The sequence below is a fragment of the Streptomyces sp. NPDC020299 genome, assembly GCF_044387825.1.
In the GTDB taxonomy this organism is placed as follows: Bacteria; Actinomycetota; Actinomycetes; order Streptomycetales; family Streptomycetaceae; genus Streptomyces.
Genome location: NZ_JBIRWL010000032.1, coordinates 50,855 through 69,360 on the forward strand (window position 1 = coordinate 50,855; position 18,506 = coordinate 69,360).

Here is an 18,506-nt window from a genome sequence, read left to right on the forward strand (position 1 = left end):
GAGCGGCGGGTCAGCCGATCAGCAGGGAGGCGGGCAGCAGGACCGTGCCGGTGCAGAAGGCGATCAGGCCGGTACGGATCCACTGGTGCTTGCGCGCGGCGATACGGCTCATCTCGGCGAGCGCGGCCGTCAGCCCGGTCGTCGGGTCGTGCCGGGTGTCCGCGAGCGCGTCCTCCAGCCGGCCCATCCGGACGGCCTGCCGGATGTCGCCGAAGTACGACAGGGGGCGGCCCGGCTCCCATGTCCCGGAGCGGAAGCGGGGCAGGACGGCGAGCAGCAGAGCGAAGAGCGACAGGCCGAGCGTCAGGGTGCCGGTCCACCACAGCGCCGTGGCCGGGCTCGACAGCTCCGACGGCGTCCAGTCCCGCCCGGCCAGCAGGCCGCTGAACACGCCCGCGGTCATGCCCAGCGCCGCGACCAGCACGGACGCCTTGCTGTCGGCCCGGGCGACCTCGTTGCGCAGCTCGGTGAGGAGCCGCTCGCACAACGGGACGAGGTCGGCCGGGGAGGCAGGCTCCGGCGGCGGCACGGTAGGCGCGGGACCGGGGGCGGGGGCGGGGGCGGGGGCGGTCATGAGTCGTCGCCCTCCGGGTCCTTGTCCTTGCCGGGCTGGGTCGGAGCACTCCCGTATCCGGGCGGCGGCTCCCAGGCGGGCGGCGCCTGCGTGTGCGCCGGTGCCGTGGGCGGCATGCCGGGGTACGGCGCCGGGGCGGTCGGGGATGCTGTCGGCTGGGCGATCGGCGCGGGTGTGGGAGTGGGCACGGCCGCAGGGGCGGCGATGGGCGGTTGCGGGTCCGGTGCCGGGACGGCCGGCGATGCCGTCGGCGCGGGCGGAGGAAAGGCGCCCGCGGCGGGCGGAGCGCCCGGGGACGGAGCGGCGTAGGGGCCCGGACCGGGAGCGCCGTACGGGCCGGGGACGGGCGGCATGGCGGGTGCCGCGTACGGCCCCGGGACCGGCGGCATGCCCGGGGCGCCGTACGGGCCGGGGACGGGCGGCATGCCGGGGGCGCCGTAGTGGCCGGGGAAGCCGGCCGGGTCGGGTGCCCCCGGCGCCGTGTGCTGCTGCGCTGCCTCCGCGGGGGCCTGCGGGTAGGCCGGCCCCTCGCCCGGAGCCAGCGGCGGAGGCGTCTGCGGTACGCCCGGCAGGCGCTGGTTGAGGATGTCGCTGACCGTGCGCAGAGCCAGCTGCTTGGGGCCCTCCAGCTCCCAGTTCTCCGCCGCGTCACCGGCCATCAGCTGCTTCACCAGCTCCATCTGTGCCTGGATCATCCGCAGCTGGTCCTCACGCATGCTGTTCATGACGAGCCCGGAGTCCTCGGGGTGCTGGGCCAGGTGCAGCGCCCAGGCGTGCACGCCGCCCTGCTGGAGGTGGTACTGGTAGAAGTTGATCTTCTCGGCCTCCAGCCGCTGCAACTCCATCTGCTGTTGCCCCGCCAGCAGCGCCTGCTGGTGCTGCCACTGCTGCTGCTGGAGGAGATAGACCTGCTGCTGATGGCCGTACGCCATGGCCCGCTCGATCTGCAGCGCGTCCTGCTGCCGGCCGCGCTGGTCGACCGCCACGTCGATGTCCATGCCCCGGTGCGCCGCGAGGACCTGCTCGTCGGCGGAGTGCCCGATGGCCTGCTTGCGCAGCTCGTGGTCGATGTTGGCCTGGTCCCGGCGCACCCGCAGCGTCCAGGTGACCTGCAGACCGGCGGTGGCGCCGAGCGGACCCAGCAACCGCATCCGCTCCAGCAGCTCCGCCTCCGCCGCGGCGCTGTCGGTCACGGCGAACCGGCGGGTCACCGGCCGTGCCGCCTGCTGGAGTTCGCCCAGCAGCAGCGCGGGCACGTCCCGGTGTCCGGTGGCCACGAACCTGGCCGGGTCCAGCACCTGCCAGTCCAGGTCGACCTCGGCCGTGAACTCGAGCGCGTCGTTGTCGCTGGGCAGCAGCAGGTCGGAGGTGTACCGGTGCACACCCATGTCGACCTCGTAGACGGCCGTGTAGCGGTTCGCCACGATCTCGGGCCGCGTCGGCCGCAGCGGAGGCAGATACGCCTTGTACTCGCCCTGGAAGGTGGAGAAGACCAGGGCGTTGTCGATACGGACGTACGACTTGAGGTTGAACTCGAAGCGGGTGAGCTGGCGCACGGTCAGGACCGGGTCGACCAGTTGTGAGTGCCGGTCGGCCTGCTGCTGCCACTCGGGCTGGCGGAAGGTGGGCATGGGCGGATCTCCTGGGACGGTCCCGCGGCCGGGCGCGGGGATGGTGGTGACGTGGGTCAGCGGTGGGGAAGCGTGGTCAGCAGGCGGGCCGCCACCGAGGGCGGGGGCTTGCCGTCCTCGCCGGGCATGGTGCGCAGCAGATGGCTCAGCCGCTGGTGCTCGGCGGGTGTGGTGACGAGCGTGGGCAGCAGGGCGGCCAGCGCCCACTCGGTGGCCGAGGCGCGGTCGGCGATCAGCACCCACTCGCGCAGCACGTCGAGCGCCTGCCGGGTGGAGCCCGCGTCGCCCAGTGCGGCCCGCCACAGGTACGGGATGTCCCGCACCGGGGCGTCCCCGGCGGTCGCCGTGCGGGCGTACCAGGCGAGGACGAGCGGGGTGCCGTAGCGCTCGTCGCCCTCCTTGCGGCGGCAGGCGCCCACGAAGCCGGCGAGGGTGAGGTCGCGGACCGCACGGTCGTCGTCGAGGTGGCCGCGCAGTTCGGCGAGCACCCGCTCGCTGGCCGGAGACAGCAGCAACAGCTCCACGGCCTCGGCGAGTTCGCGGGCCATCGACTCGTCGAGGTCACCGGGGCCGTCCTCGTACAGCCGCCGTACCGCGCCGCGCAGCGCGGCCAGCGCCTGTTCCGGCCGCTCCGGGCCGATGAGTCCGTACGACCGCACGGCCACCCAGCGCAGCCGCGCGTCGTCGCCCTCGCACCAGGCGTCGAGGATGCGCGGGATGTTGGGTGTGTCGATGAGGTGGGCGAGGGTGAGCGCGTTGACCGCGACGAGCCGCTGCCGGAACCGCTTGGAGGTCGCCCACGGTTCGATGACCAGGGCCATCGCCGAGGGCAGGTCGGTGCGGGCGAGGACGGCGACGGTGGAGGCGGCACGGGTGCGCACCAGCGGACGGCCGTCGTCGGCGAGCCGGCGCAGCCAGGCGATGAGGGCGGGCCGGGCGGAGGGGTGGCCGGTCCACACCTCGCGCAGCAGGACGAGGGAGGCCCGCTCGTCGAGGAACCTCGCCTTCTGCTGGGTCACCGGGCCCCACTCGGTGTGCTCGTCGTCCTCGAACCGCTCGGCGCGGGCGAGTTGGAGCCGCTTGCCGACGTGCGTGCCGAAGACCGGGACCTCCGGGACGCGGGAGGGGTTCTCGGTCTCCTGGAGGAAGCGGTAGAGCAGGTCGCTCAGTTCGGCGGTGAGCGCGTAGGGGCCGGCGTCGAAGGCGGCCAGGGCGACGAGGAACGCCTTGTCACGCAGGTGGATCGCGCTCTCGTCCTCCTCGAACCACTCCTGGACCTGGTTCTCCAGCGAGACCAACGAGAAGTCGGTGACGGCCTGTTCGGAGGTCGCCCCGGCCGCGTACCTGCCGAGCAACTGGGCGAAGGCGGTGACCTCGCGCAACTGGTGCCCGCGCGCCAGGAATTCGGTCACGGCAGTGAGCCCGAGCAGCTTCTCGGCGGTCATCTCGTCGGTACGGGTGCGCAGATGCGCGGCGAGGACCTCGGCGGCGGCGGGCGGCCGCCACTCGACGGCCGCCACGTCCTCCAGTACGGCGCTCGGGCCGAGGGTGACGACCAGGTAGGCGTTCCGCTCGGCGAGGCGGTCCCGGGCGGCGAGCAGGTGCGGCTCGCGCAGCGGGCGGTCGCGGCGGGTGGCGAGGTCGCACAGGACGTAGCCGCGGGCCTGGTCGTCGCCGGTGAACCGGTCGGCGAGCGCGCTCGGGTCGGTGTCGCGGAGCAGGGTGCGCACCGGGGCGGCGCCCAGGCGGTGCAGCAGCATCAGGGCGGCGGTGCGCCGGCCGGTGAAGCGGGCGCCGGACAGGACCAGTACGCGGTCGCGGCGCAGCCGTTCGAGGAGGCCGGCCATGACCTCCTCGTCGGCGACGAAGGTCCGCGCCAGGCGTTCCAGGGTGATCTTCGGCACTTCGCCGGACGCGGAGGCGGGCGCGGAGAGGCCGGGTATCGCGAAGTGGTACTCGGTCTTGCTGCCCATGATGACGTCGCCGGTGACCCGGCCGCCGCTCACGGCGTGCTGGTCGCGGCCCGCCAGTCCGCCGCCGAAGCGGGACCGGTCGCCGACGTTCATGGTGCGCGGGCTGTGGTCGATCAGGTCGCGCCGGGCGGCCCAGGCGTCCTGCGGCTGGTCGCGCTCCTCGTCGGTCTCGGCGGGGCGCGGCCGCTCCTCCTCGGGGGCGGGTGACTCACCGGCCTCGGGAGCGGTTCCGGGGGCCGGTCTGCCGCTCTCCGGCTGCTCCGGGGTGCTCAAGCGTGCTCACCCCGCTCCTGGCCGCCCAGGCTGACGTCGCCGGTGACGGTGCCGCCGCTGACGCCGTGCTGGTCGCCCGCGACCAGGCTGCCGCCGAAGGACGGCGCGCCGCCGTTGAAGTTGAAGACGGCACCCGGCGCCGGGGCTCCCCGATGTCCTTCCGGCGCCGGGCGGTCCTCGGGGGGCCCACCCTGCATGGGCACCCGTGGCGCCGGGCGGTCCCCCGATCCGCCCGGCGCCTCCCCCTTCCCCCCATCACGGTGGTCCGTCACATCCGGCACCGGGCCGTGCAACCACGCCGCCAGCGGGCCGTTCTTGCTGGCCACGGTCACGCTGTGGAAGTCGGCGGCCGGGATGCCGGGGTGGTCATGGCGTACGACGCCCTCGTAGAGCGCGCTCGACAGGCACAGGGCGAAGTCGCCGGCGCGCTCGCGCAGGGCGGCCCGCAGCACGTCCGCGTCCAGCAGACGGCAGGCGTGGTTGAGGTCGGAGCCGACCCAGCCGTCGTGTTCGTCGACGGCCACCCAGCCGGTGGCCAGGACGCCGCGCAACCGGATCTGCGCGGAGCGGGACGCCATGCGGTTGACCGTCCGCAGCTGGGCCGGCACCTCGGTGAGCAGGGCCCGCAGCAGCGCGGTCACCGGGGCGCCCGCGTCGATCAGCTCCATCACCGAGTCCCCGCGGTCGGCCCGCAGCCGCCGGGTCTCGTCGATGCCCGCGCTCTCCAGCGTGCGGTCGGTGATGTCGTAGAGCATCCGCCGCAGATAGGCCTGCTCCACATCGTCCCGGTCACTGAACCTCTCGATGTCCAGCAGCAGGATCGTCCGGATCACGGGGTCGGTCATCGTCGCCTCTCGAGGGTCGGCCGGGCAGACCAGAAGCCTGCTGGCCGCGGGGGCGTCCCTGTGAGGGCGGATGACCCACTCGGAGTGTGACGGGATACACAGAAGGCGTATTGGGGCACGTGTGACGGGGGTGGAAGGAGACGCTTCCGGGCGGCGGGCGTCCTCTCGGGGCGAGGGCGAGGGCGAGGGCGTGCGGCGTCGGCGCGCCGTACTGGTCTGCCGGCACCGCTTGTGTGTCCCGGCCCGCGGAGCGAAGCCGCAGGTCAGCGTTCTCTCGGGCCCGGTGGGGACGGGATGCCCGCTGCCGGGTCGGTCGCCGCGATCCGGCGGAGGATGTCGGGGCGCATGATCAGCATCGTGCGGCGACCCGTGGCGACGGCTTCCTTGTCGCGCAGCTCCTTCAGCAGGCGCTGGACCATCTCGCGGGAGGCGCCCACCGAACCGGCGAGCTCCTGTTTGCTCAGCGGTACGGCCAGCTCGATGCCCGCCGGTGTCCGGCGGCCGTGGGTGCGGGCCAGGTCGAGGAGCAGGATCGCGAACCGCTCCCGCACGCTCAGCGACGCGAACTCCAGCCGGCGCCGGTCGGCCGCGCGGGTGCGGTCCGCGGTGAGGCCGAGCAGGGCGAAGGAGACGGCGGGGGAGTGGCCCAGGAAGTCCCGGAAGCGCTCGCGGTCCACCGCCACCGCCCGCACCCGCTCCAGCGCGGTGACCGTCGCCGACCGGGAGCGCCCGGTCAGCGCGGCCGACTCGCCGACGACGTCACCGGGGCCGCGCAGCGCCAGCAGGGCCTCGTAGCCGTTGGCCGCCGAGGCGGTCACCTTCGTCCAGCCGGTGACCAGGAACAGCACGTGCGCCGAGGGCTCGTGCTGCCGGAGCAGTACCGTGCGGGGGGTGAAGTCCAGGGTGCGGCCGAGGGCCAGCAGCCCCGAGCGGTCCTCGCTCTCCAGCCGGGCCAGGAACGGCACGCGGTCGTCCAGACCACCGTCGTCCGGCGAGTACGCCGGTGTCCACGTCGTCATGTTCGGCCCCCGAATACCCGCTACCCGCGACGGACGGATCAACGTACAGAAAGCGCGCGGTCGCGGAGCGTGGAAGAGCGCGAACCGGCCATTGACGGAAGATCATTCCGGTGGCCGGGACAACTGGGATGAATCACAGCAGGGTGGGCGGGGAACCCGGCGTGTCGAGGTGCACTCCATTTGTTTTGACCGAAGTCCTTGAGGTAGGTACGCTCAGACCTTGTGCCTGGGGTGTGCCCTGGCTCCCGTGCGTGCCTTCAAACCGCATAGTGAGCCGTAACCGGCCACCGTGATCTGCGCCCTTCTCGCCTCGCGGCGAGAGTCTGCCGGATTCGACACACCCGACCGCGTGGGTCGGTGACGTTCCAGGTTAGCTTCACCATTCGGCACACAGAAACCGGAGAAGTAGTGCCTACGATCCAGCAGCTGGTCCGCAAGGGCCGGCAGGACAAGGTCGAGAAGAACAAGACGCCCGCACTCGAGGGTTCCCCTCAGCGTCGCGGCGTCTGCACGCGTGTGTTCACGACCACCCCGAAGAAGCCGAACTCGGCCCTGCGTAAGGTCGCGCGTGTGCGTCTGACCAGCGGGATCGAGGTCACCGCTTACATTCCGGGTGAGGGACACAACCTGCAGGAGCACTCCATCGTGCTCGTGCGCGGCGGCCGTGTGAAGGACCTGCCCGGTGTTCGCTACAAGATCATCCGCGGCTCGCTCGACACCCAGGGTGTCAAGAACCGCAAGCAGGCCCGCAGCCGCTACGGCGCCAAGAAGGAGAAGTAAGAATGCCTCGTAAGGGCCCCGCCCCGAAGCGCCCGGTCATCATCGACCCGGTCTACGGTTCTCCTCTGGTGACCTCCCTCATCAACAAGGTGCTGCTGAACGGCAAGCGCTCCACCGCCGAGCGCATCGTGTACGGCGCCATGGAGGGCCTGCGCGAGAAGACCAGCAACGACCCGGTCATCACGCTGAAGCGCGCGCTGGAGAACATCAAGCCGACCCTCGAGGTCAAGTCCCGCCGTGTCGGTGGTGCGACGTACCAGGTTCCGATCGAGGTCAAGCCCGGTCGCGCCAACACGCTCGCGCTGCGCTGGCTGGTCGGTTACTCCCGCGCCCGTCGCGAGAAGACCATGACCGAGCGTCTGCTCAACGAGCTTCTCGACGCCTCCAACGGCCTCGGCGCCGCTGTGAAGAAGCGCGAGGACACGCACAAGATGGCCGAGTCCAACAAGGCCTTCGCGCACTACCGCTGGTAGTCGCTACCCACATCGAGACCGAGAGAAGACTGAAGCCTTATGGCTACCACTTCACTTGACCTGGCCAAGGTCCGCAACATCGGGATCATGGCCCACATCGACGCGGGCAAGACGACCACCACCGAGCGGATCCTGTTCTACACCGGTGTGTCGTACAAGATCGGTGAGGTCCACGACGGCGCTGCCACCATGGACTGGATGGAGCAGGAGCAGGAGCGTGGCATCACGATCACCTCTGCTGCCACCACCTGTCACTGGCCGCTCGAAGACGTCGACCACACCATCAACATCATCGACACGCCGGGCCACGTCGACTTCACCGTCGAGGTGGAGCGTTCCCTGCGCGTGCTCGACGGTGCCGTGACGGTGTTCGACGGCGTCGCCGGTGTCGAGCCCCAGTCCGAGACCGTCTGGCGTCAGGCGGACCGCTACGGCGTCCCGCGTATCTGCTTCGTCAACAAGCTCGACCGGACCGGTGCCGAGTTCCACCGCTGCGTCGACATGATCAGCGACCGCCTGGGCGCGCAGCCGATCGTCATGCAGCTCCCGATCGGTGCCGAGGCCGACTTCAAGGGCGTCATCGACCTCGTGACGATGAAGGCCCTGGTCTGGTCCGCCGAGGCCACCAAGGGCGAGATGTACGACACCGTCGACATCCCGGACACGCACGCCGAGGCTGCCGAGGAGTACCGCGGCAAGCTGCTCGAGGCCGTGGCCGAGAACGACGATCAGATCATGGAGCTGTACCTGGAGGGCACCGAGCCCACCGTGGAGCAGCTGTACGCCGCGATCCGTCGTATCACCATCGCGTCCGGCAAGTCCAAGGACACCACGGTCACCCCGGTGTTCTGCGGCACCGCGTTCAAGAACAAGGGCGTCCAGCCCCTGCTCGACGCGGTCGTGCGCTACCTCCCCTCCCCCCTGGACGTCGAGGCCATCGAGGGCCACGACGTCAAGGACCCGGAGACGGTCGTCAAGCGCAAGCCGTCCGAGGACGAGCCGCTGTCCGCGCTCGCGTTCAAGATCATGAGCGACCCGCACCTCGGCAAGCTCACCTTCGTCCGGGTCTACTCGGGCCGCCTGGAGTCCGGCACCTCGGTGCTGAACTCCGTCAAGGGCAAGAAGGAGCGCATCGGCAAGATCTACCGCATGCACGCGAACAAGCGCGAGGAGATCGACGCGGTGGGCGCCGGCGACATCATCGCCGTCATGGGTCTGAAGCAGACCACGACCGGTGAGACGCTGTGCGACGACAAGCAGCCGGTGATCCTGGAGTCCATGGACTTCCCGGCGCCGGTCATCCAGGTCGCCATCGAGCCCAAGTCGAAGGGCGACCAGGAGAAGCTGGGCGTCGCGATCCAGCGCCTGGCCGAGGAGGACCCCTCCTTCCAGGTGCACACCAACGAGGAGACCGGCCAGACCATCATCGGTGGTATGGGCGAGCTGCACCTCGAGGTGCTGGTCGACCGTATGCGCCGTGAGTTCAAGGTCGAGGCCAACGTCGGCAAGCCGCAGGTCGCCTACCGCGAGACGATCCGCAAGGCCGTCGAGCGCGTGGACTACACCCACAAGAAGCAGACCGGTGGTACCGGTCAGTTCGCCAAGGTGCAGATCGCGATCGAGCCCATCGAGGGCGGCGACGCCTCGTACGAGTTCGTGAACAAGGTGACCGGTGGCCGTATCCCGAAGGAGTACATCCCTTCGGTCGACGCCGGTGCGCAGGAGGCCATGCAGTTCGGCATCCTCGCCGGCTACGAGATGACGGGCGTCCGCGTCACGCTCATCGACGGTGGCTACCACGAGGTCGACTCCTCCGAGCTCGCCTTCAAGATCGCCGGTTCGCAGGCCTTCAAGGAGGCCGCGCGCAAGGCCAGCCCCGTGCTGCTCGAGCCGATGATGGCCGTCGAGGTCACCACGCCCGAGGACTACATGGGTGAGGTCATCGGCGACATCAACTCCCGCCGTGGCCAGATCCAGGCCATGGAGGAGCGGGCCGGTGCCCGCGTCGTGAAGGGCCTCGTGCCCCTGTCGGAGATGTTCGGCTACGTCGGCGACCTCCGTAGCAAGACGTCGGGTCGCGCGAGCTACTCGATGCAGTTCGACTCCTACGCCGAGGTTCCGCGGAACGTCGCCGAGGAGATCATCGCGAAGGCCAAGGGCGAGTAACGTTCAGCGTTCTCACGCTTTAGGCTTGACTCCGGAGCCTCAAGGGGCATTCAGCCGTATTACAGGATGAATGCCCCGGGTTCCGGGACTTAACAGCAAAGATCACCTGGCGCCGATGAAGTAAGGCGTACAGAACCACTCCACAGGAGGACCCCAGTGGCGAAGGCGAAGTTCGAGCGGACTAAGCCGCACGTCAACATCGGCACCATCGGTCACATCGACCACGGTAAGACGACCCTCACGGCCGCCATTACCAAGGTGCTGCACGACGCGTACCCGGACCTGAACGAGGCCACCGCGTTTGACAACATCGACAAGGCGCCCGAGGAGCGCCAGCGCGGTATCACCATCTCCATCGCGCACGTCGAGTACCAGACCGAGGCGCGTCACTACGCCCACGTCGACTGCCCGGGTCACGCGGACTACATCAAGAACATGATCACCGGTGCCGCGCAGATGGACGGCGCGATCCTGGTGGTCGCCGCCACCGACGGCCCGATGCCGCAGACCAAGGAGCACGTGCTCCTGGCCCGCCAGGTCGGCGTTCCGTACATCGTGGTCGCCCTGAACAAGGCCGACATGGTGGACGACGAGGAGATCCTGGAGCTCGTCGAGCTCGAGGTCCGTGAGCTCCTCTCCGAGTACGAGTTCCCGGGCGACGACCTGCCGGTCGTCAAGGTCTCCGCTCTGAAGGCGCTCGAGGGCGACAAGGAGTGGACGCAGTCCGTCCTGGAGCTCATGAACGCCGTCGACACCGCGATCCCGGAGCCGGAGCGCGACGTCGACAAGCCGTTCCTGATGCCGATCGAGGACGTCTTCACGATCACCGGTCGCGGTACGGTCGTCACCGGCCGTATCGAGCGTGGTGTCCTCAAGGTCAACGAGACCGTCGACATCATCGGCATCAAGACCGAGAAGACCACCACCACGGTCACCGGCATCGAGATGTTCCGCAAGCTGCTCGACGAGGGCCAGGCCGGTGAGAACGTCGGTCTGCTGCTCCGCGGCATCAAGCGCGAGGACGTCGAGCGCGGCCAGGTCATCATCAAGCCGGGCTCGGTCACCCCGCACACCGAGTTCGAGGCGCAGGCCTACATCCTCTCCAAGGACGAGGGTGGCCGCCACACGCCGTTCTTCAACAACTACCGTCCGCAGTTCTACTTCCGTACGACGGACGTGACCGGCGTCGTGACCCTCCCCGAGGGCACCGAGATGGTCATGCCGGGTGACAACACCGAGATGAAGGTGGAGCTCATCCAGCCCGTCGCCATGGAAGAGGGCCTGAAGTTCGCCATCCGTGAGGGTGGCCGGACCGTGGGCGCCGGCCAGGTCATCAAGATCAACAAGTGATCTTGAACTGACCCGGCAGGTCTCTGCCTGGTAGCTCTGAGAGGCCCGTACGACTCCGGTCGTACGGGCCTCTTGGCTTTTCCGGGGCTTTCAGGGGTTCCGGGGTTCGAAACTATTCGGCGCGTACGACCCGTTGTCCCCTCGTGCCACTCCGGCTCAGCATTTGTCATGCCGCTGACCAAATTCGGGTGGATGGGGTGAGGCATGTCTGTCAGGCGCAGGACTGTGCTGGGGGCGGGGCTCGCTGCGGTGCCGGTGCTGTCTACGGGGGTCGCGTGGGCCGGGGGCGACAGTGGTGAGGGTGGTGACGGTGATCTCCGGGTGACGGACCCGGGGGCGTACATCTCCTTCACCGGCGGGGCCTTCTCCCTGGTGGGCGTCCCGGTGGTGGTCAGCGCGGAGGACCATCCCGGAGTCGTACGGGTCGCGGGCGACCTCCGCGACGACCTCGAGCGGGTGACCGGCGTACGGCCGGGTTCCACCATCGGGCGGCACCCGGTGCTCCTGGGCACGATCGGCCGCAGCCCGCTGATCGACGGCTTGATCGCGGCCGGGAGGCTCGACGTCACCGGTGTGCGCGGCAAGTGGGAGGCCGCGCTGCAGACGGTCGTGGACCACCCGATGCCCGGCGTGGAGCGTGCACTTGTGATCGCGGGCAGCGACCAGCGCGGCACGATCTTCGGCGCGTACGACGTCTCGTACGGCATCGGTGTCTCCCCCTGGCACTGGTGGGACGACGTGCCCCCGACCCGCAGGAACGGGGTCTGGGTGCTGCCGGGCCGGTACACGCAGGGCACGCCCGCGGTGAAGTACCGCGGCTTCTTCATCAACGACGAGAACCCGGCCCTGGGCACCTGGGCGCCGGCGTACTTCGGGCCGGGCAAGGCGCCGGGCTACCCGGGCGGCTTCAACGCGGACTTCTACGCGAAGGTGTTCGAGGCCCTGCTGCGCCTGAAGGGCAACTACCTCTGGCCCGCGGTCTGGGGCAGGGCCTTCGCGGAGGACGACCCGGAGAACCACAGGCGGGCCGCCGAGTACGGGGTTGTCATGGGCACGTCTCACGAGGCGCCGATGATGCGGGGGATCGAGGAGTGGAACCGCCACGCATCGGGCGGCAAGGACCCGTACGGCGGCACGGGGGAGTGGTCGTACCGCCGCAACGCCGAGGCGATCAGGAAGTACTGGCGCGCCGGCATCCAGCGCATGGTGGACGAGGGCTTCGAGGGCGTCGTGACCCTGGGAATGCGCGGCAACGGCGACACGAGCCTCCCCGACGGCGACGGCATCGAACTCATGCAGGAGATCATCGCGACGCAGCGCCGGATCATCGAGGAGGTGACGGGCCGGCCCGCGTCGCAGACCCCGCAGGTGTGGACGCTGTACAAGGAGGTGCAGCGGTACTGGGACCGGGGCCTGAGGGCCCCGGACGACGTGACGGTCGTCCTCACCGACGACAACTGGGGCAACATCCGCAAGCACCCGGACCCGGCGGCCCCGGCGAGAGGCGGGGGCTACGGCCTGTACTACCACTTCGACTACGTCGGCGCGGGCCGGAACTACAAGTGGGTCGACACGGCGAACCTGCGCAACACCTGGGACCAGCTCCACCAGGCGCACGCCTACGGCAACCACGGCCTGTGGGTGGCGAACGTCGGCGACCTGAAGGGCAACGAGCTGCCCGCCGAGTTCTTCCTCACCTACGCCTGGAACCCGGACCGCTGGGACCTGGACCGGCTGGGCGAGTGGGAGCGGAGGTATGCCCGCCAGAACTTCGGCGGCGCGCAGGCGGAGGCGATCGCGGCCGTACTGGCGGAGTACGGGCGACTGCAGGCTCGCCGCAAGCCGGAACTGCTCAACCGCCGGATCACACTGGACAGCACCGGCCAGGTGGTGAACGACGACCAGCAGACCCCGTACTACTTCGGTCACCGGGAGCTGGAACGGGTGACGCAGGAGTGGAAGGGCCTGGCGCGCAAGGCGGACCGCATCGCGCGGAGCCTTCCCGCCGGGACGCAGGACGCGTGGTTCGAACTGGTGGGCTACGAGGTGGCGGCGACCGCGAACCTGTACGCGCTACGGCAGGCGGAGTTCCAGAACCTCCTCTACGCCAAGCAGGGCAGGGCGGCGACGAACGACCGCGCGGCCGAGGCGGAAACGGGACTGGAGAAGGACTTCGAGCTCGCCGACCGCTTCAACTCCGAAGTGGCCGGGGGCAAATGGAAGGGCTTCCAGACCCAGCCGCACATCGACTACGGGGACGTGGACCGCTACGGCCCGAACGCGCCGTGGCAGCAGCCGGAGAAGGACAACGTGGCGCTGCCCGACGTCCTCTTCCCGGCGGTGAAGCGGCAGGAGACCCCGGCCGGGGCGGAGCTGGGCGTGTCGGTGGACGGCGCGGAGGACTCGGGGGAGTGGTGGCCGGGCGGATCGTCGGGCCGGCAGGCGGCACTCCCGGAGTTCAGCCCGTACCAGACGCGGCCGCAGCAGTACGTGGAGGTCTACAACCGGGGGCGTACGCCCTTCGAGTACCGGGTGGACACGTCGGCGGCACCGTGGCTGGCGGTGGACCGCCCGCGGGGCCGGGTGGACCGCCAGGTGCGGCTGGAGGTCCGGGTGGACTGGTCGAGGGCTCCACGCGGCCGATCGGAGGCATCCCTGACGGTGTCCGGCGCGGGCAGCTCGGTGACGGTCGCATGCGTGACGGACAACCCCTCCCGCCGAGCCCTGCGCGGCTTCGTCGAGGCGGGCGGTTACGTGGCCATCGACGCGGAGCACTTTCACCGTGCGGTGGGGAAGTGGCGCCGGCTGGAGGGGATCGGGCGTACGGGTGCGGGGATGACGCCGTGGCCGGTTACGGGGCCGAGGAGGGTGCCGGGCGGATCTTCACCGCGGCTGGAGTACGAGGTGAGCCTGCTGTCGGGATCGGGGGTGACCGTGTGGGCGTACCTGTCCCCACGGAACCCGGCATTGCCGACGGGGGGACTGCAATACGGGGTGTCCTTCGACGACGCAGCCGTCCAGACGGTCGACATCGACGTCGGCGCCGACGACGGCCTGCTCAACGCGGTCTGGGCCCGCAACACCTCCGACAACATCAACCGCACGGCCACGAGACACACGGTGACCCGGGCCGGGGCCCACCGCCTCAAGTTCTGGATGGTGGACCCGACAGTGGTCCTCCAGAGGCTGGTGATCGACACCGGCGGACTGGAGCCGACGTACCTGGGCCCGTTGGAGAGCAGGCGGTTGTGACAGGCGATCATCAGGCATGACGCACGCAGCCCCCGTCGGCGCGCACGACGGGCTTGCCGGAGTACCAGTCCGGGCGCAAGGAAAGCTCGATGCCCTGGTCGTCGGTGGCGGTGACACCCGGCAGGCCCGCCCCCGGCTCGCCCTTGCCGGGGGCCGGTACGTCCTTGACGGTCAGGCCCTGCCGCTTCCACTGCCGTCGGAGACGGCCGACCGCGGCGAGGTAGTCGTCAGGGCCGGCGAAGGTCAGCCCCCAGTGGTAGATGGGTTCGTCGCGGGTGACGCCGTTGTCGTCGACGCCCAAGTCGTCCACGCAGGACGTGCTGCCGTCGGTCTCAGCGATGTCGTCGAGCGTCCTTCCCGGGGGCTCCGAGGCCTCGTCCGGGGCCGGGGTCAGCGCACGCACCGTCCGTTGCCCCGCCTCCTTCGTCTGCGCCACCCGCTCCCGGTACTCGGCGTCCGACCGCACCGGTCCGCCCTCCAGCGACTCACAGGCGTAGGCGCCGAAGCCGATGATCGCGACGAAGAAGGCGCCGATCAGGGTGATGGTGCGGTAGCCGTGGAGGAAGGGGCGCGGGGAGGCCGCCGGAGTATCCGTCTGCATGCGACCGATCCAAGCCGCCGGCCCTGGCGCTCCACAGCCGTCGGGCTACTCATCTCGCACGAGCCCCTTGAGTACCCGGGCCTATGCCGCCCGCGTGACCTTTCCCGGGTGATTACCGGCGAGGTGAACCGTCGGGCGCAGGTGGGAGTCGCGAGGTATGCCCAGACAATCGGGGCCGACGATCACGACGGAGGCGACCTGACCGTGGCACGGTTTGACCTACGTCACCCTCGGGGTATTCTCTCCGGCTCGATTGGCGCAGGCCCCGCCCCATATGGCAGACTGTCGGAGTTGCTCGGTCGAGTGTTGATGCTGCGCGCCTCCCGCCGGGAGGACCGGAAGCGAGTCCCACAGTACTCGTCGCCCTAACTGCCACCACGGCAGCACTGGGGCGGACGTACGGGAATCTTCCGGGAAGTGTGGGTGCGGCACCGGCCAGGCGCCCGGTGGGCCCGAGGTCCCCGGTCCGCGGTTCCGGTAGGGCCGTGTGCATTCCCGCAGGGATGTTCGATCAAGGGGCATCTGTGTCGGCGGGGGCGCGACACACCCGACCGCGTGGGTCGGAGGAACGAAGGCAGCAGAAGGAATCCACCGGGTTCCAGAGCGTTAGAGAGACAGGACTACTGAGTAGCCATGGCGGGACAGAAGATCCGCATCCGGCTCAAGGCCTACGACCACGAGGTCATCGACTCCTCGGCGAAGAAGATCGTCGAGACGGTGACCCGTACTGGTGCGTCGGTCGCGGGCCCGGTGCCGCTGCCCACTGAGAAGAACGTGTACTGCGTCATCAAGTCGCCGCACAAGTACAAGGACTCGCGCGAGCACTTCGAGATGCGCACGCACAAGCGCCTGATCGACATCCTCGACCCCACCCCCAAGACCGTTGACTCTCTGATGCGACTCGACCTCCCGGCCGGTGTCGACATCGAGATCAAGCTCTGAGGGTCGGTGAGCTGAGAATGGCTAAGCAGATCAAGGGCATCCTGGGCGAGAAGCTCGGCATGACGCAGGTGTGGGACGAGAACAACCGCGTTGTTCCGGTCACCGTCGTCAAGGCCGGCCCCAACGTCGTCACCCAGGTCCGCACGAACGACGTCGACGGCTACGAGTCCGTCCAGATCGCGTTCGGCGAGATCGACCCGCGCAAGGTGAACAAGCCCCTCAAGGGCCACTTCGCCAAGGCCGACGTCACCCCCCGTCGTCACCTCGTCGAGATCCGCACCGCGGACGCCTCCGAGTACACGCTGGGCCAGGAGATCTCCGCTGAGGTCTTCGAGGCCGGCGTGAAGGTCGACGTGACCGGCAAGAGCAAGGGCAAGGGCTTCGCCGGTGTCATGAAGCGTCACAACTTCAAGGGCCTCGGCGCCGGACACGGCACCCAGCGCAAGCACCGCTCCCCCGGTTCCATCGGTGGCTGCGCCACCCCGGGCCGCGTGTTCAAGGGCCTCCGCATGGCGGGCCGCATGGGCAACGAGCGGGTCACCACCCAGAACCTGACCGTCCACGCCGTTGACGCGGAGAAGGGTCTGCTGCTCATCAAGGGCGCTGTCCCCGGTCCGAACGGCGGCCTCGTCCTGGTCCGCACCGCGGCCAAGGGGGCCTGAGGTACCGATGAGCACTGTTGACATCCTTTCGCCTGCCGGCGAGAAGACCGGTAGCGTCGAGCTCCCCGCGGAGATCTTCGGCGTGGAGAAGATCAGCATCCCGCTGATCCACCAGGTCGTCGTCGCGCAGAACGCCGCTGCCCGCCAGGGCACGCACAAGACCAAGCGCCGCGGTGAAGTCCGTGGTGGCGGCAGGAAGCCGTACCGCCAGAAGGGCACCGGCCGCGCCCGTCAGGGTTCGACCCGCGCCCCGCAGTTCGCCGGTGGTGGCGTCGTCCACGGCCCGCAGCCGCGTGACTACTCGCAGCGGACCCCGAAGAAGATGAAGGCCGCGGCCCTGCGCCACGCCCTCACCGACCGGGCCCGCCACAACCGCATCCACGTCGTCACTGGCGTGATCGAGGGCGCGAACCCCAGCACCAAGGCCGCCAAGAGCCTGTTCGGCAAGATCTCGGAGCGCAAGAACCTGCTCCTGGTCGTCGAGCGCGCCGACGAGGCCGCGTGGCTGTCCGCCCGCAACCTGCCCCAGGTCCACATCCTGGAGCCGGGCCAGCTGAACACGTACGACGTTCTCGTCTCGGACGACGTGGTCTTCACCCAGGCCGCTTTCGAGTCCTTCGTGTCTGGCCCCAAGGCCGCTGACACCGAAGGGAGCGAAGCCTGATGGCTACGCGTCACCCGAGCATCGCCTCGAAGGCCGCCAAGGCCGCCAAGGTCGCGCGTCTCGCCAAGGCGAAGCGCCACGCCACCGAGGGCAAGAACACCGTCGAGACCCCGCTGAGCAAGTCGTACACGGACCCCCGTGACGTCCTGCTGAAGCCGGTCGTCTCGGAGAAGAGCTACGCGCTCCTCGACGAGAACAAGTACACGTTCATCGTCGACCCGAACGCCAACAAGACCCAGATCAAGCAGGCCGTCCAGGCGGTCTTCTCGGTCAAGGTCACCGGGGTCAACACGATCAACCGCCAGGGCAAGCGCAAGCGCACGAAGACCGGCTTCGGTCAGCGTGCCGGCAGCAAGCGCGCGATCGTGACCCTCGCCGAGGGCGACCGTATCGACATCTTCGGCGGTCCGACCGCCTAAGGGCGGTCCGGATCGTCCGATATCGGACGAGGACTGAGAAATGGGAATCCGCAAGTACAAGCCGACTACGCCGGGCCGTCGTGGCGCCAGCGTCGCCGACTTCGTCGAGGTCACGCGGTCCACGCCGGAGAAGTCGCTGGTCCGCCCGCTGCACAGCAAGGGCGGCCGTAACAACGCCGGTCGTGTGACCGTTCGCCACCAGGGTGGCGGACACAAGCGCGCCTACCGAGTGATCGACTTCCGTCGTCACGACAAGGACGGCGTGCCGGCGAAGGTCGCGCACATCGAGTACGACCCCAACCGCACCGCGCGCATCGCGCTGCTGCACTACGCCGACGGCGAGAAGCGCTACATCCTCGCCCCGCGCAACCTGCAGCAGGGTGACCGCGTCGAGAACGGTCCCGGGGCCGACATCAAGCCGGGCAACAACCTGGCGCTCCGCAACATCCCGGTCGGTACCACGATCCACGCGATCGAGCTCCGTCCCGGTGGCGGTGCCAAGTTCGCCCGCTCCGCCGGTGCCTCCGTGCAGCTGCTCGCGAAGGAGGGCGCCTACGCCCACCTGCGCATGCCGTCCGGCGAGATCCGCCTGGTCGACGTCCGCTGCCGCGCCACCGTCGGCGAGGTCGGCAACGCCGAGCAGAGCAACATCAACTGGGGTAAGGCCGGCCGTAAGCGGTGGCTGGGCGTTCGCCCGACCGTCCGTGGTGTCGTGATGAACCCGGTTGACCACCCGCACGGTGGTGGTGAGGGCCGGACCTCCGGTGGTCGCCACCCTGTGTCCCCGTGGGGCAAGAAGGAAGGCCGTACTCGTTCGCCCAAGAAGGCGTCGAACAAGTACATCGTCCGCCGCCGCAAGACGAACAAGAAGCGCTAAGGACG

16 protein-coding genes are annotated in these 18,506 nt (G+C 69.7%); 10 read left to right on the top strand and 6 right to left on the bottom strand.

All coding sequences use genetic code 11. The features are described 5' to 3' along the window. Positions 1-10: 10 nt before the first annotated feature. The 5 genes from ACH45E_RS43655 to ACH45E_RS43675 all read right to left on the bottom strand — a co-directional run bounded on the left by ACH45E_RS43655 (position 11) and on the right by ACH45E_RS43675 (position 6,315). Positions 11-574, bottom strand: a complete 564-nt coding sequence (locus ACH45E_RS43655) for a Pycsar system effector family protein (RefSeq protein ID WP_361455598.1) — start codon at positions 572-574, stop codon at positions 11-13. Further along, positions 571-2,205 (bottom strand): hypothetical protein, encoded by a 1,635-nt coding sequence (locus tag ACH45E_RS43660; protein ID WP_361455595.1) that lies wholly within the window; start codon positions 2,203-2,205, stop codon positions 571-573. Before ACH45E_RS43660 ends, ACH45E_RS43655 begins: the two co-directional genes overlap by 4 nt. Positions 2,206-2,261: 56 nt before the next feature. Beyond that, positions 2,262-4,451, bottom strand: coding sequence for a hypothetical protein (locus ACH45E_RS43665; RefSeq protein WP_361455592.1), 2,190 nt, complete (start codon positions 4,449-4,451; stop codon positions 2,262-2,264). Then, positions 4,448-5,296 (bottom strand): hypothetical protein, encoded by an 849-nt coding sequence (locus tag ACH45E_RS43670; protein ID WP_361455589.1) that lies wholly within the window; start codon positions 5,294-5,296, stop codon positions 4,448-4,450. Before ACH45E_RS43670 ends, ACH45E_RS43665 begins: the two co-directional genes overlap by 4 nt. A 263-nt stretch (positions 5,297-5,559) precedes the next feature. Next, positions 5,560-6,315, bottom strand: a complete 756-nt coding sequence (locus ACH45E_RS43675) for a Crp/Fnr family transcriptional regulator (RefSeq protein ID WP_361455586.1) — start codon at positions 6,313-6,315, stop codon at positions 5,560-5,562. Positions 6,316-6,723: 408 nt separating this feature from the next. Between ACH45E_RS43675 and rpsL the strand changes: the two genes are divergently transcribed. The 5 genes from rpsL (at position 6,724) to ACH45E_RS43700 (ending at position 14,336) form a co-directional block, all read left to right on the top strand. Next, positions 6,724-7,095, top strand: coding sequence for a 30S ribosomal protein S12 (gene rpsL, locus ACH45E_RS43680; RefSeq protein ID WP_003948652.1), 372 nt, complete (start codon positions 6,724-6,726; stop codon positions 7,093-7,095). 2 nt (positions 7,096-7,097) lie between these two features. Then, complete coding sequence (gene rpsG / locus ACH45E_RS43685) at positions 7,098-7,568, top strand: 30S ribosomal protein S7 (RefSeq protein ID WP_005481264.1); 471 nt, start codon at positions 7,098-7,100, stop codon at positions 7,566-7,568. Between the two features lie 39 nt (positions 7,569-7,607). Beyond that, positions 7,608-9,734 carry an elongation factor G gene (gene fusA, locus ACH45E_RS43690; RefSeq protein WP_361455582.1) on the top strand — a complete coding sequence of 709 codons (2,127 nt, stop codon included), beginning with the start codon at positions 7,608-7,610 and terminating at the stop codon, positions 9,732-9,734. A 156-nt stretch (positions 9,735-9,890) separates the two neighbouring features. Next, entirely contained in the window at positions 9,891-11,084 is a 1,194-nt protein-coding gene (tuf, locus tag ACH45E_RS43695) for an elongation factor Tu (RefSeq protein WP_361455579.1), read from the top strand. A 204-nt stretch (positions 11,085-11,288) separates the two neighbouring features. Then, positions 11,289-14,336 carry a glycosyl hydrolase 115 family protein gene (locus ACH45E_RS43700; RefSeq protein WP_361455576.1) on the top strand — a complete coding sequence of 1,016 codons (3,048 nt, stop codon included), beginning with the start codon at positions 11,289-11,291 and terminating at the stop codon, positions 14,334-14,336. 10 nt (positions 14,337-14,346) lie between these two features. Here the strand turns inward: ACH45E_RS43700 and ACH45E_RS43705 are convergent, their stop codons facing one another. Further along, positions 14,347-14,937, bottom strand: a complete 591-nt coding sequence (locus tag ACH45E_RS43705) for a hypothetical protein (RefSeq protein WP_361455573.1) — start codon at positions 14,935-14,937, stop codon at positions 14,347-14,349. 633 nt (positions 14,938-15,570) lie between these two features. On the opposite strand from ACH45E_RS43705, the gene rpsJ reads away from it, so the two are divergent. The 5 genes from rpsJ to rplB are packed head-to-tail and all read left to right on the top strand — an operon-like array spanning position 15,571 to position 18,501. Next, positions 15,571-15,879 carry a 30S ribosomal protein S10 gene (gene rpsJ, locus ACH45E_RS43710; protein ID WP_003948644.1) on the top strand — a complete coding sequence of 103 codons (309 nt, stop codon included), beginning with the start codon at positions 15,571-15,573 and terminating at the stop codon, positions 15,877-15,879. A 17-nt stretch (positions 15,880-15,896) separates the two neighbouring features. Continuing rightward, positions 15,897-16,541 carry a 50S ribosomal protein L3 gene (gene rplC / locus ACH45E_RS43715; RefSeq protein WP_005481233.1) on the top strand — a complete coding sequence of 215 codons (645 nt, stop codon included), beginning with the start codon at positions 15,897-15,899 and terminating at the stop codon, positions 16,539-16,541. A 7-nt stretch (positions 16,542-16,548) separates the two neighbouring features. Continuing rightward, positions 16,549-17,205, top strand: coding sequence for a 50S ribosomal protein L4 (gene rplD, locus ACH45E_RS43720; protein WP_361455570.1), 657 nt, complete (start codon positions 16,549-16,551; stop codon positions 17,203-17,205). Next, positions 17,205-17,624, top strand: coding sequence for a 50S ribosomal protein L23 (gene rplW, locus ACH45E_RS43725; protein WP_361455567.1), 420 nt, complete (start codon positions 17,205-17,207; stop codon positions 17,622-17,624). The genes rplD and rplW overlap by 1 nt, the downstream gene beginning before the upstream one ends. Positions 17,625-17,664: 40 nt before the next feature. Then, on the top strand, positions 17,665-18,501 hold the full coding sequence (rplB, locus tag ACH45E_RS43730) for a 50S ribosomal protein L2 (RefSeq protein WP_018543909.1): 837 nt from the start codon (positions 17,665-17,667) through the stop codon (positions 18,499-18,501). Positions 18,502-18,506: the final 5 nt, after the last annotated feature.

Coding starts and splice junctions, on each gene's coding strand:
- ACH45E_RS43655 (WP_361455598.1), bottom strand. CDS start 574: ATGACCGCCCCCGCCCCCGCCCCCGCCCCCGGTCCCGCGCCTACCGTG.
- ACH45E_RS43660 (WP_361455595.1), bottom strand. CDS start 2,205: ATGCCCACCTTCCGCCAGCCCGAGTGGCAGCAGCAGGCCGACCGGCAC.
- ACH45E_RS43670 (WP_361455589.1), bottom strand. CDS start 5,296: ATGACCGACCCCGTGATCCGGACGATCCTGCTGCTGGACATCGAGAGG.
- ACH45E_RS43675 (WP_361455586.1), bottom strand. CDS start 6,315: ATGACGACGTGGACACCGGCGTACTCGCCGGACGACGGTGGTCTGGAC.
- rpsG (WP_005481264.1), top strand. CDS start 7,098: ATGCCTCGTAAGGGCCCCGCCCCGAAGCGCCCGGTCATCATCGACCCG.
- fusA (WP_361455582.1), top strand. CDS start 7,608: ATGGCTACCACTTCACTTGACCTGGCCAAGGTCCGCAACATCGGGATC.
- ACH45E_RS43700 (WP_361455576.1), top strand. CDS start 11,289: ATGTCTGTCAGGCGCAGGACTGTGCTGGGGGCGGGGCTCGCTGCGGTG.
- ACH45E_RS43705 (WP_361455573.1), bottom strand. CDS start 14,937: ATGCAGACGGATACTCCGGCGGCCTCCCCGCGCCCCTTCCTCCACGGC.
- rpsJ (WP_003948644.1), top strand. CDS start 15,571: ATGGCGGGACAGAAGATCCGCATCCGGCTCAAGGCCTACGACCACGAG.
- rplC (WP_005481233.1), top strand. CDS start 15,897: ATGGCTAAGCAGATCAAGGGCATCCTGGGCGAGAAGCTCGGCATGACG.
- rplD (WP_361455570.1), top strand. CDS start 16,549: ATGAGCACTGTTGACATCCTTTCGCCTGCCGGCGAGAAGACCGGTAGC.
- rplW (WP_361455567.1), top strand. CDS start 17,205: ATGGCTACGCGTCACCCGAGCATCGCCTCGAAGGCCGCCAAGGCCGCC.
- rplB (WP_018543909.1), top strand. CDS start 17,665: ATGGGAATCCGCAAGTACAAGCCGACTACGCCGGGCCGTCGTGGCGCC.